16 protein-coding genes are annotated in these 16,929 nt (G+C 71.2%); 13 read left to right on the top strand and 3 right to left on the bottom strand.

Annotated features, from left to right (window positions below):
* Nucleotide 1: 1 nt before the first annotated feature.
* Nucleotides 2–829 (bottom strand): SDR family oxidoreductase, encoded by an 828-nt coding sequence (locus tag OIE67_RS24735; RefSeq protein WP_326644226.1) that lies wholly within the window; start codon nucleotides 827–829, stop codon nucleotides 2–4.
* Between the two features lie 213 nt (nucleotides 830–1,042).
* Between OIE67_RS24735 and pgi the strand changes: the two genes are divergently transcribed.
* From pgi to OIE67_RS24705, 6 genes are all read left to right on the top strand, one after another.
* Entirely contained in the window at nucleotides 1,043–2,674 is a 1,632-nt protein-coding gene (gene pgi / locus OIE67_RS24730) for a glucose-6-phosphate isomerase (protein ID WP_326644223.1), read from the top strand.
* Nucleotide 2,675: 1 nt separating this feature from the next.
* Nucleotides 2,676–4,055, top strand: a complete 1,380-nt coding sequence (gene zwf, locus OIE67_RS24725) for a glucose-6-phosphate dehydrogenase (protein ID WP_326644221.1) — start codon at nucleotides 2,676–2,678, stop codon at nucleotides 4,053–4,055.
* Between the two features lie 370 nt (nucleotides 4,056–4,425).
* Entirely contained in the window at nucleotides 4,426–4,818 is a 393-nt protein-coding gene (locus OIE67_RS24720) for a GerW family sporulation protein (protein WP_326644219.1), read from the top strand.
* A gap of 211 nt (nucleotides 4,819–5,029) precedes the next feature.
* Nucleotides 5,030–5,332: a tetratricopeptide repeat protein gene (locus tag OIE67_RS24715; RefSeq protein ID WP_326645453.1), complete on the top strand. Its 303-nt coding sequence runs from the start codon at nucleotides 5,030–5,032 to the stop codon at nucleotides 5,330–5,332.
* A gap of 201 nt (nucleotides 5,333–5,533) precedes the next feature.
* Nucleotides 5,534–6,151 carry a LysE family translocator gene (locus OIE67_RS24710; RefSeq protein WP_326645451.1) on the top strand — a complete coding sequence of 206 codons (618 nt, stop codon included), beginning with the start codon at nucleotides 5,534–5,536 and terminating at the stop codon, nucleotides 6,149–6,151.
* 161 nt (nucleotides 6,152–6,312) lie between these two features.
* The gene (locus OIE67_RS24705) at nucleotides 6,313–6,819 is read left to right on the top strand and encodes a F0F1 ATP synthase subunit B (RefSeq protein ID WP_326644217.1); all 507 of its coding nucleotides are present in this window, start codon (nucleotides 6,313–6,315) and stop codon (nucleotides 6,817–6,819) included.
* A gap of 106 nt (nucleotides 6,820–6,925) precedes the next feature.
* Here OIE67_RS24705 and OIE67_RS24700 read toward each other — a convergent pair whose 3' ends face one another.
* Nucleotides 6,926–7,648, bottom strand: a complete 723-nt coding sequence (locus OIE67_RS24700) for a VIT1/CCC1 transporter family protein (protein ID WP_326644215.1) — start codon at nucleotides 7,646–7,648, stop codon at nucleotides 6,926–6,928.
* A 230-nt stretch (nucleotides 7,649–7,878) separates the two neighbouring features.
* On the opposite strand from OIE67_RS24700, the gene OIE67_RS24695 reads away from it, so the two are divergent.
* From OIE67_RS24695 to OIE67_RS24685, 3 genes are all read left to right on the top strand, one after another.
* Nucleotides 7,879–8,841 carry a Gfo/Idh/MocA family protein gene (locus tag OIE67_RS24695; protein ID WP_326644213.1) on the top strand — a complete coding sequence of 321 codons (963 nt, stop codon included), beginning with the start codon at nucleotides 7,879–7,881 and terminating at the stop codon, nucleotides 8,839–8,841.
* Nucleotides 8,842–8,916: 75 nt separating this feature from the next.
* Entirely contained in the window at nucleotides 8,917–9,924 is a 1,008-nt protein-coding gene (locus OIE67_RS24690; protein ID WP_326644211.1) for an NAD-dependent epimerase/dehydratase family protein, read from the top strand.
* A gap of 134 nt (nucleotides 9,925–10,058) precedes the next feature.
* Nucleotides 10,059–11,114: a dihydrodipicolinate synthase family protein gene (locus OIE67_RS24685; protein ID WP_326644209.1), complete on the top strand. Its 1,056-nt coding sequence runs from the start codon at nucleotides 10,059–10,061 to the stop codon at nucleotides 11,112–11,114.
* Nucleotides 11,115–11,257: 143 nt separating this feature from the next.
* Here the strand turns inward: OIE67_RS24685 and OIE67_RS24680 are convergent, their stop codons facing one another.
* A complete protein-coding gene (locus OIE67_RS24680) occupies nucleotides 11,258–12,463 on the bottom strand; it encodes a hypothetical protein (protein WP_326644207.1) in 1,206 nt (401 codons plus the stop codon).
* 45 nt (nucleotides 12,464–12,508) lie between these two features.
* On the opposite strand from OIE67_RS24680, the gene OIE67_RS24675 reads away from it, so the two are divergent.
* The 4 genes from OIE67_RS24675 (at nucleotide 12,509) to OIE67_RS24660 (ending at nucleotide 16,845) form a co-directional block, all read left to right on the top strand.
* A complete protein-coding gene (locus tag OIE67_RS24675; protein WP_326644205.1) occupies nucleotides 12,509–13,720 on the top strand; it encodes a DegT/DnrJ/EryC1/StrS family aminotransferase in 1,212 nt (403 codons plus the stop codon).
* A 205-nt stretch (nucleotides 13,721–13,925) separates the two neighbouring features.
* Nucleotides 13,926–15,053 (top strand): ABC transporter substrate-binding protein, encoded by a 1,128-nt coding sequence (locus tag OIE67_RS24670; protein ID WP_326644202.1) that lies wholly within the window; start codon nucleotides 13,926–13,928, stop codon nucleotides 15,051–15,053.
* A gap of 62 nt (nucleotides 15,054–15,115) precedes the next feature.
* The gene (locus OIE67_RS24665; protein ID WP_106238174.1) at nucleotides 15,116–15,982 is read left to right on the top strand and encodes a carbohydrate ABC transporter permease; all 867 of its coding nucleotides are present in this window, start codon (nucleotides 15,116–15,118) and stop codon (nucleotides 15,980–15,982) included.
* Entirely contained in the window at nucleotides 15,979–16,845 is an 867-nt protein-coding gene (locus tag OIE67_RS24660; RefSeq protein WP_245955732.1) for a carbohydrate ABC transporter permease, read from the top strand. The genes OIE67_RS24665 and OIE67_RS24660 overlap by 4 nt, the downstream gene beginning before the upstream one ends.
* The last annotated feature ends 84 nt before the right edge of the window (nucleotides 16,846–16,929 follow it).

The following is a 16,929-nucleotide window of genomic DNA, read 5'->3' as shown; positions in this document are numbered from 1 at the left end:
TTCAGCGCCCGCCCTGGACCTGTGTCCGGCCCTGGGCCTGGACTTGGACCTGCGCCTGTGCGTGCGGCTGCGTCCGGGCCCGGCCGGGGAGGGTCGCCAGGGCCTGGGAGCGCTGGGCGACGAGCTCGTCGTAGGTGCCGTCGCGCTCGGCCCAGCGGTGCATGAGGACGCCCCGTACGAGGATCTCGTCCGGTGTCGGGTCCTGGGCGAGCAGGTCCATGACCTCCGTGGCGAAGTCGTCCAGGGCCAGGGCGCGCGGGTTGGCGCCGCCCATGCCGGTCGCGACCGCCGGCGGGACCAGCTCGGCGACCTCGACCCCGGTGCCGGCCAGCTGCGCCCGCAGCGCCTCGCTGTAGGCGTGCACCGCCGCCTTCGACGCCGCGTACGTCGGCATCAAGGGGAAGGGCAGGAAGCCGATCCCCGAACTGACCGTGACGATCGTCCCCGCGCCACGCGCGACCAGGTGCGGGGTGAACGCGTCGATCACCCGCACGGTGCCCAGGAAGTTGACATCCATGATCGTCTCGGTCTGCGCGAAGTGAGCAGGGTCACGCAGCTCCTCCGGCATCCCGGTGCCGGCCATCGTCACCACCGTGTCCAGGTCCGGACGCGCGCCGAGCACCTCGTCACGGGCGCGGGCGACCGAGCCGGCGTCGGTCACGTCGATCTCGGCCGTGGCGAAGCCCTCGCCGGCCAGCCGCGTGAGCACGTCGCCGCGGCGGCCGCCGACGACGACGGCGCTGCCCGCCTTGAGAAAACGGCGCGACAGTTCGAGCCCGATGCCCGAGGTGCCGCCGATCATGAAGACAGTACGTGAGGAAATGTCCATGTCTTCGAAGGTAAGACCGCGAGCGCACTGCTGAGGGGGCCCTGTCAGACCCCTGGACAGGGGCGGCCCCTCATCCGCCCCCGCGATGATCTGCGAAGGAGATGCCTTTCCCAAGACTCGGCTCCGCCGTGCGCGGAATCAACCACGGCGGGTACACGGTTACGGGACGATGGGGCCAGGCATGATCGGCTTGGCGACGCGAGGAGGAAAAACGTGAACGGCGACATCACCCAGACCCCGGAGTGGGCGGCTCTGGGCAAGCACCAGGAAGAGCTGGCCGGCCGGCATCTGCGCGAGCTGTTCGCGCAGGACCCCGGCAGAGCCGAGCGCATGACGGTGACCGCCGGCGACCTCTACCTCGACTACTCCAAGCACCGCGCCACCCAGGAGACCCTCGGCCTGCTCACGGCCCTGGCCGAGCGGGCGGGTCTGCGCGAGCGGATCGCGGCCATGTTCGGCGGCGAGCACATCAACGTCAGCGAGGACCGCGCCGTCCTGCACGTCGCGCTGCGCCTGCCGCGCGAGGCCGAGCTCGTCGTGGACGGTCAGGACGTCGTGGCCGACGTGCACGCCGTGCTCGACAAGATGAGCGGGTTCGCCGGCCGGGTCAGGTCCAAGGACTGGCGGGGCGCCACCGGCGAGCCGATCGAGACCGTCGTCAACATCGGCATCGGCGGCTCCGACCTCGGCCCCGCCATGGCCTACGAAGCGCTGCGCGACTACGCCGACGCCGGCATCACCGCCCGCTTCGTCTCCAACATCGACCCGGCCGACATCACCGGCAACCTGGCCGGCCTCGACCCCGCGACCACGCTGTTCGTGATCAGCTCCAAGACCTTCACCACGCTCGAGACGCTCACCAACGCCAGGGTCGCGCGCCGCTGGCTGGTCGACGCGCTCGGCGAGGACGCGGTCTCCCGCCACTTCGTGGCCGTCTCCACCAACGCCGCCAAGGTCGCCGAGTTCGGCATCGACACCGCCAACATGTTCGGCTTCTGGGACTGGGTGGGCGGTCGCTACTCCTACGACGGCGCCATCGGCCTGTCCCTGATGATCGCCGTCGGGCCCGAGCGCTTCCGCGAGATGCTGGCCGGCTTCCACACCATCGACGAGCACTTCCGCACGGCCCCGTTCGAGGCCAACATGCCGGTGCTGATGGCCCTGCTCGGCGTCTGGTACAGCGACTTCTTCGGCGCCGAGACCCGCGCCGTGCTGCCCTACAGCCAGCGGCTGCACCGCTTCCCCGCCTACCTGCAGCAGCTCACGATGGAGTCCAACGGCAAGTCCGTGCGCGCCGACGGCGCCGCCGTCACCACCGGCACCGGCGAGATCTTCTGGGGCGAGCCGGGCACCAACGGCCAGCACGCCTTCTACCAGCTCCTGCACCAGGGCACCCGGCTGGTCCCGGCCGACTTCATCGGCTTCGCCGAGCCTCACGAGGATCGTGAGGGCATGCACGACCAGCTCACCGCCAACCTGCTGGCCCAGACCACGGCGCTGGCGTTCGGCAAGACCGCCGAGGAGATCGCGGCCGAGGGCACCCCGCCGGAGATCGTGCCGCACAAGGTGATGCCGGGCAACCGTCCCACCTCCACCATCCTGGCCACCAAGCTCACCCCCGCCACGCTGGGCCAGCTCGTCGCCCTCTACGAGCACACCGTGTTCGTCGAGGGCACCATCTGGGGCGTCGACTCCTTCGACCAGTGGGGCGTCGAGCTGGGCAAGAAGATGGCGCTCGACCTCGCGCCCGCGCTGACCTCCGACGAGCCGCCCGCCACCTTCCCCGACCCCTCCACCGAGCAACTCGTCCGCCGATACCGGCGGCTGCGCGGAAGGCGGGTCTGACATGCGGCCCGACGAGACGCGGGCCGGCGCGCTGGTGCTGTTCGGCATCACCGGCGACCTCGCGCGCAAGATGTTGCTGCCCGCCCTCTACCACCTGACCGCCGACGGCCGGTTCGACCTGCCGATCATCGGCGTGGCCAAGACCGACATGGGCCTCGACGGGCTGCGCGAGTTCGCCCGCACCGCCTGCGGCGGCGTCAGCGACGCGGCCTTCGACAAGCTGGCCGGCAACCTGAGCCTGATCACCGGCGACTACCGCGACCCGGCCACGTTCGCCCGCCTGCGCGAGGAGACCGAGGGCAAGGGCTTCCTCGTCCACTACCTCGCCGTCCCCCCGGCGCTGTTCTCCGCGGTGGCCGAGGGGCTGGCGGGCGAGGGCCTCAACCGCGACGCGCGGCTCGTGGTGGAGAAGCCGTTCGGCCACGACCTCGCCTCGGCCCGCGAGCTCAACGGCGAGCTGCTCAGGTTCTTCGACGAGGACCACCTGCGCCGGGTCGACCACTTCCTCGGCAAGGAGCCGGTCGAGGACCTCATGGTGTTCAGGTTCGCCAACACGCTGCTCGAACCCATCTGGAACCGGTCCCACATCCGCAGCGTGCAGATCACCATGGCCGAAGACTTCGACGTCCGCGACCGGGGCGGCTTCTACGACGCCAACGGCACTGTCCGCGACGTCGTGCAGAACCACCTGCTGCAACTGCTCGCCATCCTCGCCATGGACCCGCCGCCCTCCACCGACGCCCGGGCCCAGCTCGACGAGAAGTGGCGGGTGCTGCGCGCCGTCCAGGCCATCGACCCGGCCGACGTGGTGCGCGGCCAGTACGACGGCTACCTCGGCACCGACGGCGTGCGCCCCGACTCCACCACCGAGACCTACGTCGCCCTGCGCGCCTACATCGACAACTGGCGCTGGGCCGGCGTGCCCTGGTGCGTCCGCTCCGGCAAGGGCCTGCCCGTCACCGACCTGGAGGTGGTGGCCGAGCTGCGCAGACCCCCGGTGACGATGTTCGGCAACGGCGACGCGCCCGACGCCCCCAACCTCATCCGCTTCCGGCTCCAGCCCGACGCCGGCGTGACCTTCGACCTGCTCGCCAAGGAGCCCGGCAAACAGCACACCCGCCCGGTTCCGGTCAGCGTCGACTTCACCAAGGTGCTCGGGCCGATGCAGGCCGCCTACGAACGCGTCCTGTCCGACGCCGTCAGCGGCGACCCGCGCAGATTCGCCCGGTTCGACCTGGTGGAGGAGTCGTGGCGGATCATCCAGCCGGTGCTCGACCTGACGGATCGGCCACTGCCGTACGAGAAGGGCACCTGGGGCCCCGCACCGGCGGCCGAGATCCCGCCGGGCGGCTGGCACGAGATCTCCACCACCTTCGACTGACCACCCATCGCCCACCGGCTCCGGACCCGGTTCGGGTTTGCGGGCGGTGATCCGGTTGGGGTCTACGGGGGGTGGCTCGGCTCGGGTCCCCGGGCGGTGACCTGGTTAGGGTCCCCGGGCGGTGACTCGGCTCGGGTCTACGGGGGTGACCCGACTCGGGTTTACGGGCCGCCCCCGCCCGGCCGGGGAGCGCTGTCGACGCTGCCCCCTCCGTGGGCTGCCTCCGGCCGTTCTTCTGGTTGCCGCGCGGCTGCGGGCGGTGCCCTTTCGTGGGCTGCCTTCGGCGTTTTCCCGGCTGCCGCGCTGCTGACTGCGCCTTTCCGTTGCCCCCGTCCTCGGGACTGTCCGAAATCCCCCCGGGGTGCGGGCCATGTTCGACGGGGAAGCTCCTGAGGACGAGCATGGGGGGATGGACATCATGGAGCTGATGGAGCAGTCGAAGGACGCCGCGACCGTCAACCGGGTCTTCGGCGAGCCGATCCACCACGGCGACATCGTCATCATCCCCGTCGCCAGGGTCGCCCAGGGCGGCGGCGGAGGCCGTGGCCAGGGCAGGAGCGAGAAGGGCGAGGAAGGCGGCGGCTCCGGCGGCGGCTTCGGCTTCAGCGCCACCCCGGCCGGCGTCTACGTCCTGAAGAACGGTGAGGCGCTGTGGCGCCCCGCCGTCGACGTCAACCGCATCGTCATCGGCGGCCAGTTCGTCGCGGTCGTCCTGCTGCTCACCCTCCGCGCCATCTTCAAGCGCCGCCGCCGCAAGCGCTGACCACCCGGCGACCGCGTGGGTGCGGGACGTCAGGACGACGCGCGGCCCGCACCCGCCTGCAGCTCGGCACAGCGATCACAGCGATCACACGACACACCATCCCGCAAATGTACGGCTGCACCCGGTCCGTCCGGCCGCGGCTGGCCGTCCGGCGACGATCGGCCCGTTCGACGGCGTCCGGTCTGTCCGGCAGCGGCCGGCGTGATCGCGGATCGACCACCGTGACGGGGAGGCGACCGCGCTGAGCAACCTCGGCGCCGCCCTGGGCCGGCAGGGGGAGTCCGAGGAGTCGCTGCGGCACCTGGAGCAGGCGCTCGCGATCTTCCGGTCGACCGGGCACAGGTACGGCGAGGCGAGCGTGCCCAACGGGATCGGTGAGACGCTGCGCGCCATGGGCCGGGACGGCGAGGCCGCGCGGCGGCACCGCCTGGCGCCGGCCATCGCCGCCGAGACCGGCGACGAGGACGAGCGCGGACGTGCCGCCGCCGCGCTCGAAGGCCTCGGCCTCGGTTGAGCGGGGTCATGGGACGGCGCCGCGCTCGAAGGCCTCGGTCTCGGTTGAGCACGGTCATGGGACGGCGCCGCGCTCGAAAGCTTCGGCCTCGGTTGAGCGGGGTCATGGGACGACGCCGCTCGGCGTTCCCCGGGCTCCGGTGGGCGACAGGGGCCGTGCGGGTGTGAAGGCGGTGCTCGTAAGGTGGACGCCGTGACTTCCATGGCGCAGATCGCGGCTTTCGGTGGAGTGGTGCTGCTCGGGGCGATGTCGCCGGGGCCCGATTTCGCGGTGGTGGTACGCCGTTCCGCGGTCTCGGGGCGTGGGCACGGCATGGCCGCCGCGGCGGGCATCGCGGTGGGCGTGTTCGCCTGGGTGACGGCGGCGGCCACCGGGGTGGCGGCGCTGCTGGCGGCCTCCGCGCTCGCGTTCACCGTGGTCAAGGTGGTCGGAGCGGCCTACCTGATCTACCTGGGTGTCAGGTCGTTGCGCGCGGCCCTGCGCGGGGGCGGGACCCTCGAACTGCACGTCCCCGACGCGGGCGGGCGCGGCTCATGGGCCGCCTTCGCCGAGGGGTTGCTGACGAACGTGCTCAACCCGAAGGCGGCCCTGTTCTTCGTGGCCCTGGTGCCGCAGTTCCTCGCCTCCGGGCTGTCGGCGCTGACGCTGTCAGCGGTGGCGCTCGCCGGGACGATCGTCTGGTTCCTGGTAGTGGCGAACGTCGTGAGTCTGCTGCGCCGGGTGTTCAGCAGGCCGGCCGTCCGCAGGGCGGTGGACGGCCTGACCGGCGTCGCCCTGATCGGCCTCGGCCTCAAACTGGCCACCGCCGGCCGCCCATGACGTGCCGCGGCGAATGACGGGTGAATTCGCCGAGTCCGGCTGCTGATCGGGCTGAATTCCGCGCTTTCTTCGTCGGCTTCGCGGTGTTACTTTGAATCTTCCACCGGCGTTTCTCTTCATCATGCCGACCTCGACGGACCACGCCGGCGAAAGGTCCACGCATGAACCTCCTGTTTCCGGACCAGTACCACGAGTTCGTCGTCGGATTCGCCGTGTTCCTCGTCACTCTGTTCGTCGTCGGCAACGTGCTCGTACCGCGCCTGCAGAAGACGCTGGCCGAGCGGGCCGACGCCATCGACGGTGCGATCGCCAGGGCGGCGCGGGCCCGGGCGGAGGTCCGCGATCTGGAACGGCGATATCACGAGCAGCTGGAAACGGCCCGGCGCGAGGCGGCGCTGCTGCGGGAGGAAGCCCGTGAGCAGGGCGCCCAGATCAGGGCCGAACTCCGCGCGCAGGCGCAGGCCGAGGCGCGCCGGCTCGTCGAGACGGCGCACGCCCAGATCGAGGCCGACAGGCAGGCGGCGTTCGCTCGACTCCGCCCCGAGATCGGGCGGCTGTCGACCGATCTTGCGAGCCGAATGATCGGGGAGTCATTGGCGGAGGACGTGCGGAATTCCGGCATCGTGGAACGGTTCTTGGACGAGCTGGAGAATCGAACGGTCGCATAAGTGACAGGCCGGCGTTTTGTCATTCTCATGCTTCGGTGTTGTCCGTGGCCTGATGAGCCGGATCGCTCAGGCGAGGTGACCTCACCGCGACCGTGTCGCCGGCGTACTAGGAGACGCTCACGCCGAGCAGGTGACCCAGGCCGAACGTGATGGTCGCCGCTCCGACCCCGAGCGCGAGCTGGCGCAGGCCGCCGAGCCACCACGGGCGGGCCGTCATCACCGCCACCGCCGCCCCGAACCCGAACAGGGCCAGCACGCTCAGCACCAGCGCCACCAGCAGCCCGGACGCTCCGAACAGGAACGGGACCAGCGGCACCAGCGCCCCGGCGGCGAAGGCGAAGAACGACGAGGCGGCGGCCAGGTAGGGGGAGGGCAGGTCGTCGGGGTCGACGCCGAGCTCTTCGCGTACGTGCACCCGCAGCGCCTGCTCGGGGTCGGCCGACAGCCCTGCGGCCACCCGCTCGGCCAGGTCGGCGTCGAGGCCACGCGCCCGGTAGAGCGCGGCCAGCTCGGCCTGCTCACCCACGGGGTTACGGGCCAGCTCGCGCCGCTCGACGGCGATCTCGGCCCGCATCAGCTCCGTCTGGGACTTCACGGACGTGTACTCGCCGGCCGCCATGGAGCATGCGCCGGCGATCAGTCCCGCGCACCCGGCCAGCACGGCCCCCTGCCCGGCCCCCGCCGCCCCGACCACTCCGGCGATCAAGGCGAAGTTGGACACGAGCCCATCCATCGCCCCGAACACCGCCGGCCGCAGCCAGCCGCCGGTGACGTCCCGGTGGCTGTGGTGCTGCTCGGGGGAGTGCGGGCGGGCGAGCTCGATGGTCATAGATTCCCTCCATTTGTGGATCTCTCATCACAAATCTGGCATGTCGAACGGAAGTTCGCAACGAAGGAAAGGCTTGCCTGAACTGCGGAAACTCAGGGGTGATGGGGTGGCCGGCTGTGTTCATATAACGGTCGGGACCGTAAGGCGGATCTGTCGTCGCCCTCGTTCCGCGTTCGCGTGAGGTGCGCTGCGATGATGGCCTCCCCTTTTCCGACAGATCGGAGACGACTGTGCGTATCGCTCTCGCGGGGCTGGCCACCAGTCATCCCTACACCGACGCCCGCACCCTGACCCGCCATGCCGAGCTCGTCGTATGGGAGCCCGATCCGGAGCGGCTGCGGCGGTTCACCGATGAGCATCCCGGCGTCAAGGTGGCCGGCAGCCTGGAGGAGGCGCTGGCGGGGCGGGTCGACGGGGTGGTGCTGACCGTGCCCAATCCCGCCGTGCCGGAGGCGCTGGCCAAGGTGCTGGAGACGGAGGCGGCGTGCTTCGTCAACAAGCCCGCCGCCGCCAGCCGGGCCCAGCTCGAACGGCTCGACGCGCTGCCGATCCACGACCGGGTGCTGTCGAGTTCGGTGCTGCGCTTCGCCCCGGCCTTCACGAACGCCCTGGCCGCCGGGATCCGCAGGCCGGGCGGCGAGGATCGGACGGGGGGCGTGACGGGGGGCGTGACGGGGGACGTGACGGGGGACGCGAGGGGGGAGGTGCTGGCTGTGCGGGCGACGGTGCGGCATGACGTGGGGCTCTGGGCGGACGGGTACAACGCCTGGCAGGACACCCCCGGCGAGGGCGGCGGGACGATGGTGACCATGGGGATCCACGGGGTCGAGCTGCTGGTGGCGCTCATGGGTCCCGAGGTCGAGCTGGTGGGGGCCGCCGGGGCCAGGCGGCACTACACCTCCCTGCGTTCCGAGGACACCGGGGTGATGGCGCTGCGCTGGGACGACGGCGTCACCGGCACGGTCGAGATCCTGGGCGTCTCCGAGTCCGAGTCGTACGCCGTCACCGTGCACCGCCGCGACTCCACCGAGACGATCGTGATCGAGGGCGGCGGCGATCCGGTGCGGGGGCTCGGCTACGAAGGGACGATCGAGGCGTTCCTCGCGATGGCGGCCGGGGCGCCCAGCCCGGTGCCGTGGCGCGAGACGCGGGCCGTCCTCGACGTGATCGTCTCCGCGCGCGAGCGGGCCTGACCTGGCCGCACCCGTTGACAGTCGTAGTCTCACCCAGTTACGGTCTGGACCGTAAATCAGGAAGAAGGAGACCGCGTGCGGACGACGGCGGAACTCGAAGAGCGGCTGGCCCGGCCGAGCGCCGGGCTGATCGACGATCTGGGCAGGCTCGACGGCGACATCATGATCCTGGGCGCCGGCGGCAAGCTGGGCCCGAGCCTCGTGCGGCTGGCGCTGAACGCCGTCCAGGGCAGCCGGCGCATCATCGCGGTCTCCCGCTTCTCCGAGCCGGGGCTGGCGCAGGCCCTCCAGGACGAGGGCGCCACCGTGGTGGCCGCCGACGTCGCCGACGACCGCGCCCTGCGCGAGCTGCCCGACGCGCCGAACGTGGTGTTCCTGGTGGGCGCCAAGTTCGGCACGCAGGGCCGCGAGCACGCCACCTGGTTCACCAACACGTACCTGCCCGGCCGGGTGGCCGACCGCTTCGCAGGCGGCCGGATAGCCGCCCTGTCCACCGGGAACGTCTACCCCCTCGTGCCCCCGGGCGGCGGTGGCAGCACCGAGGACTCGCCCGTCGGCCCTGTGGGCGACTACGCGATGAGCTGCCTGGGCAGGGAGCGGGTGCTGACCCACTTCGCCGAGACGAACGGCACCCGCTTGTCGCTGATCCGCCTCAACTACGCCGTCGAACTTCGTTACGGCGTGCTGGTGGACCTGGCCCAGAAGGTGCTCGCGGGCGAGCCGATCGACCTGGCCACAGGGCAGGTCAACGTGGTCTGGCAGGGGTACGCGAACGAGGTCGCGCTGCGGTCGCTGCTGCTCGCCGACGTGCCGCCGTACGTGCTCAACGTGACCGGCCCCGAGCTCGTCTCGGTCCGCCGCGCCGCGCTGGACCTCGGCGCCGCGCTCGGCAAGGAGCCGGTGTTCACCGGCGAGGAGGCGCCGACGGCGCTGCTCTCGAACGCCGCCCGATGCCACCGCCTGTTCGGCTACCCCGAGCTGACCCCCGCCGAGCTCATCGAGCACACGGCGCGCTGGGTCGCCGGCGGCGGCCCGCTGCTCGGCAAGCCCACCAAGTTCGAACGCCGCGACGGGCGCTTCTGACCCGCGCGCCCAATCCGGCAGGCACTCGCGGGCCCGATTCGGCGGTGACTCAAGTGCCCAGTCCGGCAGGTGCTCGCGGGCCCGATTCAGCCGCGGCCGGCGTACTCACTTCAGCAGAAAGAGGGGGACCTCACGTGCTCAGCACGGCTCCAGAGGCGCAGACGTCCGTGCGCGATCTGTTCAGGCGCGGTCTGGTGATCCCGGCTCATCCCCTCGCCCTCACGGGTGACAGGCGGCTGGACGAGCGCCGCCAGCGCGCCCTGACCCGCTACTACGTGGCGGCGGGGGCGGGCGGGCTGGCGGTGGGCGTGCACACCACGCAGTTCGCCATCCACGGCACCGGCCTGCTGCCGCCCGTGCTGGAACTGGCCGCCGTCACGGCCGCGGAGTCCGACCGCGAGGTGGTGCTGGTGGCCGGCGCGACCGGGTCCACGGCGCAGGCGGTGGCGGAGGCCGAGCTGGCCAGGTCGCTGGGGTATCACATGGTGCTGCTCAGCCCGTACCGGGAGCTGGACGAGGACGGCCTGATCGAACGGGCCAGGGCTGTCGGCGAGGTGCTGCCGGTGATCGGCTTCTACCTCCAGCCGGCCGTGGGCGGGCGCCCGCTGTCGCGGGACTTCTGGACGCGGCTGGCGGCGATCGAGTCGGTGGCAGGCATCAAGGTCGCGCCCTTCGACCGCTACCGCACCCTCGACGTGCTGCACGGCGTCGTACGGGCCGGGCGGGCCGGCGAGGTGGCGCTCTACACCGGCAACGACGATCACATCCTGGCCGACCTCATCACCTCGCACCGGGTGATCGTGGACGGGCGGGAGGTGGAGGTGGAGTTCGTCGGCGGGTTGCTCGGCCAGTGGGCGGTCTGGGTGCGGCGCGCCGTGGAACTGCTGGAGGAGGCGACGCTGGCCCGCTCGGGTGACGACGCGGCGGTACGCAGGCTGCTCAGCCTGGACGGGCACCTCACCGACGCCAACGCGGCGATCTTCGACTCCGCGAACGGCTTCCACGGATGCATCCCCGGCATCCACGAGGTGCTGCGCCGCCAGGGCCTGCTGGCGGGCCGGTGGTGCCTCGACCCGGCCGAGGAGCTCTCCCCGGGCCAGCTCGCGGAGATCGACCGGATCTGGGCGGCCTACCCGTGGCTGCGCGACGACGAGTTCGTGGCGGAGGGCCTGGACCGATGGCTCGCCTGACCCTCCCTCCGTGCCGTACGGGAGCGCCGGGTGCAACGCGTGCGGCGGGCTCCAAGTGTGGGACGGCCTCGATGCGGCGTGAGGCGGGTTCAGATCATGAGGCGGGTCCGGAACGGGCGGCGGGCTGGGAGCGGGCTGCGGGGTCAGAGGGTGAGGCGGTAAAGGGTGAGGGGGCGGCCGCTGGAGCCGCTGGTCAGGTTGCCGGTGCGTTCGGCCAGCCCCGCCAGCTCCAGCCGGTGCAGCATCCGCCGCGCCGTCCGCTGCTGCACGGCCAGCCGGTCGGCGATCTCGCGCGTGGTCAGCGCGGCACCCTTCGCCGCGTCGCGGGCCTCGAGGAGTTTCTCCAGCGTCGGCACCGACAGCCCCACCCGGCGGGCCAGCACCGGCAGGTTGTGCTCACCGGGCGGCTCGTCGGCCGCCGACTCCAGCACGATGTCGGTGTCGGCGCGCAATGACAGCACCGCGGCCACGCTGCCGATCCGCCGGGCCCTGGACAGCGCCCGGCGGGCCAGGCTCTCGGCCTCGGCGGCACTGCGCCCGAGACCGAACCCCACCCGCGCCACGCCGCCGCGCGCCGCCAGCCTGGACAGCATGGGCAGCCGGGTGAAGCCGCCGGTGGCGTCGTGCAGCGGGCCCCGGGTGGTGACGAGGAGGTGGGTGCCGTCGCCGAAGGCGGCCAGCGTGCCGCCCAGCGCGCCCGCCTCGCGCAGCAGCCCTTCCTCGCCATCCACCTCCAGCAGGCCGAGCGCGATCTGCGCGTCCTCCTGCGCCTGTCCCTCGGCGGTCAGCAGGAGCCGGCGCAGCGCCACGCGGACCGAGTGCACCGACGGCGCCAGCCGCAGCACGTGCAGCTCGTCGCGCAGCGCCTCGTGCACCGAGCTGAGGCAGGTGATCACCGGATGGGCCGGCCCGCGGCGGTGGAAGGCGACGACCTTCTTGGAGGTGGTCTCCGGCCGGTAGCCGAGGGTGCGCAGCCGTTCGGTGGGCAGGCCGGCCTCGTGGAACGTGGCGGTGACGTCGGCGGGGGAGATGGTGTCGATGGACAGGCAGGTGATGTCGTGACCCTCGTGCTGCAGCCGGACCAGGGCGCTGAGCAGCGTCGCGCCCGAGTAGTCGACGAACGCGGCCGGCCGCGACAGCACGTCGGCGGAGCGGGCCAGCATGTACGGGACGACGCCGGTGAACAGCCAGCCCTCGACCGTGCCCGCATGGGCCTCGACGATGGCCGGGGCCTGCGACTCGTGGTCGTAGTCGAGCCGCGTCGTGGTGACGCCCGGCTGCTCCTCGCAGGTGGCCGCGACGTCGTCGACCAGATCGTGCGGGCCGACGACTCCGATGACGATACCCACCCGCGCCTCCTTCTCCTATAACGGTCTAGACCGAAAGGTTATCCGGTGACCCTGCACTTTCCCAACATGGCCGAACCCGCGGGCCGTACCCTCGGCGACGAGGAGGTGGCGGCGCTGGAGCGGGTGATCCGCTCCGGCATGCTCAACTCCGTGTGGGGGACCGAGGCCAGGTCGCTCGAACGCGAGGTCGGCGAGCTGTACGGCTCGCGCCACGCGATCGCGTGCAGCTCCGGCACCGCGGCCCTCCATCTGTCGGTCGTGGCGGCGGCGCCGGACCCCGGGGACGAGATCATCACGACGCCGATCACGGACTTCGGCACCGTGGCCCCCATCTTGGCGCAGAACGCCGTTCCTGTCTTCGCCGACGTGGACCCGTCCGACGGCAACCTCGACCCGGACTCCGTGGCCGCGCTCATCGGGCCGCGCACCCGGGCGATCATGGCCGTGCACCTGTTCGGGGCGCCGGCCAGGATCGGCGCCCTGCGCGCGCTGGCGGACGCGCACGGGCTCACGCTCATCGAGGACTGCGCCCAGGCGTGGCTCACCGAGCTGCCTGGCGGAGCCCTCGCCGGCACGGGCGGGCACGTCGGCACGCTGAGCCTGCAGCAGTGGAAGCACATCACCTGCGGCGACGGCGGGCTGACCGTCACCGATGACGACGAGCTGGCCAGGCGGATGCGGCTGTTCGCGGACAAGGGCTGGGACCGGGCCGCGGGCCGTTCGCACGAGAGCCTGGGCCTGAACTACCGGATGACCGAGCTGCAGGCCGCGGTGGCCCGCGCCCAGCTCGCCAAGCTGCCCGGCGTCGTGGCGGCGCGGCGCCGCACCGCCGTCCAGCTCATCGAGGCGCTGCGCGACCTGGACGGCGTGCTCGACAACGGCGCGCACGAGGTCGCCGGCGCGGGGGAGGGAAGGCGCGTGATCCGGTTGCCCAGGCCGGACGGGCACGCGTGGTGGTTGTTCCCGCTCGTCCTGCCCGGCGGGGACGCCCCTGAGCTGGCCGGGCACCTGAGCGCGGCCGGGATTCCGGCGCGGTCCGGATATCTCCAGGATCCGCTCAACCGGGCGCCGCTGTGGCGGCAGCCGATCTACGGGACCTCCTCCTACCCCCTGGACGGCTACCGCCCCGCCGCCTGCCCGGCCGCTGAGCGCCTGGTCGACAGCACGCTGCTGGTCATCGACTGGAACGAGCACTACACGTCGGAGCACGTGGCGGCCATCGCCGGCGCCGTGCGGTGCTACCAGGCGAGACCCTAGTTACGTTCATGTATCAGCCATTGACCGGTTGTCCCCTCCTCACTAGGTTTCGGTCAGGACCGGTATTCAGGAAAGGAAGCCACCGATGAGGAAGGCAGCGGCAGCCGGAATCGTGACCGCGCTGAGTGTCGTGATGACCGGGTGCGGATCCGGTGGCTCGGGCTCGGAGAAGAGCACGGTCACGCTCTGGATGTACCCCGTCATCATGGACCAGGCAGCGAACAAGTCCTTCTGGGACAAGGTCGAGAAGGACTTCGAGGCCAAGAACCCCGCCGTCGACGTCACCATCGACCAGCAGCCGTGGGACGGCCGCCAGGAGAAGGTCACCACCGCGCTGGCCTCCAGGAAGGGCTTCGACCTGGTCGTGCTCGGCCCCGACCAGATCCCGCAGTACGCCCAGCAGGGCACGCTCGAACCCGTGGACGACGTGGTCGCCCCCGAGAAGGCCGCCTACCTGCCCAACTCGCTCACCGCGCTGAGCGTGGACGGCAAGCTCTACGGCGTGCCGATCTACCAGACGATCACGGCCCCCATCTACAACAAGAAGCTGTTCGCCGACGCGGGCGTCACCAAGGTGCCCGAGACCTGGGCGGAGCTCAAGGAGGCCGCGCCCAAGCTGGCCGCGGCGAAGGTCGCCGTGCTCGACTACCCGGGCAAGCCCGAGGTCTCGCTCAACCAGAGCTTTTACCCGATCCTGTGGGCCAACGGCGGTTCGGTCTTCGCCCCCGACGGCAAGAGCGTGGTCGTCAACAACCAGCAGGGCGTCGACAGCCTGCAGTACCTGCTCGACCTGAAGGCCGCCGGCGGCCTGCCGGAGAACACCGCCAGCAAGGGCAACGACATCGAGGGAGGCCCGCTCGCGGCCGGCAAGACCGCCCTCTACCACGCGGCCACCGCCATCCAGGCCGACCAGCTCGGCGCCGCCATCGGCGCCGAGAACGTGGGCATCGGCCTGCCGCTGGAGGGCACGAAGCGGGTCGCGTTCGGCATCCCCGGCGGCCTCGTGCTGGCCAAGCACTCCGAGAACAAGGACGCGGCCAGGAAGTTCGCCGCCTACGTCGCCTCCGCCGAGGTGGCCGGGCCGCTGGCCAAGGAGTCGGGCTTCTTCTCCGCGCGTACCGACGTGACCATCCCCGGCCAGTCGGAGGCGTCCAAGGAGTTCGCCAAGTCGCTGGAGTTCGCCTTCCCCGGTGACACCCACCCCAAGGCCCGGCAGGTGATGTCGATGATCGCGGCGCACGTACAGGCGGCGCTGATCGGCAAGGAGGACGCCAAGGCGGCGCTGGACGCGGCGGCCAAGGAGGCGAACGAGCTGCTCGCCGCCGGCAGCTGACCCGACCGGAGCCCGCGCGCCGCCCGCGCGGGCCCCGTCCTTTTCGGAAAGGTGTGAACCCGGTGCGTCATCGCCTGCGCGATCCGATCACAGGCTTGCTGTTCGTCCTGCCCATGCTCGTGCTCTTCCTGATCTTCAAGATCTTCCCCACGCTGGGCGCGGCGGGCATGAGCCTGACGAACTGGAACATCGGCGGCGAATGGGACTTCATTGGCGCCGACAACTACACCCGGCTCGTGAACGACCCGAACTTCTGGTCCAGCCTGCGCGCCACGCTCGTCTACACGGCCATCTACGTGCCGCTGGTCGTGCTGGTCTCGCTCGGCACCGCGCTGCTGCTCAACGCGATCGTCTTCATGCGCGGGCTGTTCCGCGGCATCCTCTTCCTGCCGTACGTGACCAGCTTCGTCTTCGCCGGCCTCATCTGGCGCTGGATCTACGAGTTCGACGGCCTGATCAACGGCCTGCTGGCCAAGCTGGACATAGCCCCCGTCGCCTTCATGGAACGCTCGGAGCTGGTGCTGCCCGCGCTGGCCCTCGTCTCCTGCTGGAAGGGTTTCGGCTACTCGATGCTGATCCTGCTGGCCGGGCTGAAGGCCATCCCGGGCTCGTACCTGGAGGCGGCCAGGGTGGACGGCGCGAGCGCCTGGCAGCGCTTCCGCTCCATCACGCTGCCGCTGCTCAAGCCCGCGCTCTTCTTCGTCCTGGTGATCGAGACGATCGCCTCGTTCCAGGTGTTCGACACGATCTACGTGATGACCGGCGGCGGGCCGGCCAAGGCCAGCTACACCCTCATCTACGGCATCTTCGAACGCGGCTTCAGGTTCTGGGAGTTCGGCTACGCGGCCACGTGGGGGATGGTGCTGTTCGCCGTCGTCCTGGTCGTCTCGCTGATCCAGCGCCGCTTCGTCGGCAGGGAGAACACGTGACGCTGACCGCCGCACGGCCCGCCGCCGCCAGGACCGGCCGCCCGGCCCCCGCGCCCCGCCGCCGGGGCCGCAGGTGGGCGCTCTACACCCTGCTCACGGTCATGTCGCTGCTGACGATGGGGCCGTTCGTCGCGATGCTCGTGGTGGCGCTCTCGCCGCGCGGCGAGCCGACCCTGCCCGCGCGCTGGCCCGCCTCGCTCACCTTCGACAACATCGCGCAGGTCCTGAACGCCTCCGGGTTCGCGGAGTGGACGATCAACTCGCTGGTCTACTCGGCCGTCTCCGTGGTGATCATCCTGCTGACGGCGTCGATGGCCGGGTACGCGTTCGCCAAGAAGCGTTTTCCCGGCCGCGACGCCATGTTGTGGACGTTTCTCGCCACCATGATGGTGCCGTTCCAGGCCACGCTCATCCCGCTCTACGTGCTGGTGTCCGACTTCGGCGGGGCCGACACCTTCTGGGGGCTGATCGTCCCGACACTGGCGAACTCGCAGGCCGTTTTCCTGATGCGCCAGTTCATCCTCGGGCTGCCCGACGAGCTGTTCGACGCCGCCAAGGTGGACGGCGCCTCTGAGTTGCGCGTCTACTGGACGATCGTGGTGCCGCTGACCAAGCCGATCCTGGCCACGCTGGGCGTGTTCGTCTTCCTGTGGCACTGGAACGACTTCCTGTGGCCCCTCGTCATCTCGCAGAGCGACGCCACGCGGACGCTGACCGTGGGGCTGACGGTGCTGAAGACGGAGGAGATGCAGTGGGCGACGCTCATGTCCTCGGCCGCGGTGTCGGCGGTGCCCTGTCTGCTGGTGTTCTTCCTGCTGCAGCGCTACCTGGTCAACAGCATCGCCATGACCGGCCTGAAGTGACCTGGCGCTCAGGTGACCCGGGCCTGAAGTGACCTGAGCCGAACGCCTACGCTTGGCCGACGGAGCCGTCCGGCGGGCCGAGGT

Source organism: Nonomuraea fuscirosea (genome assembly GCF_035917475.1).
GTDB classification, from domain to species: domain Bacteria; phylum Actinomycetota; class Actinomycetes; order Streptosporangiales; family Streptosporangiaceae; genus Nonomuraea; species Nonomuraea fuscirosea.
This window is presented reverse-complemented; position numbering and strand designations above follow the sequence as displayed.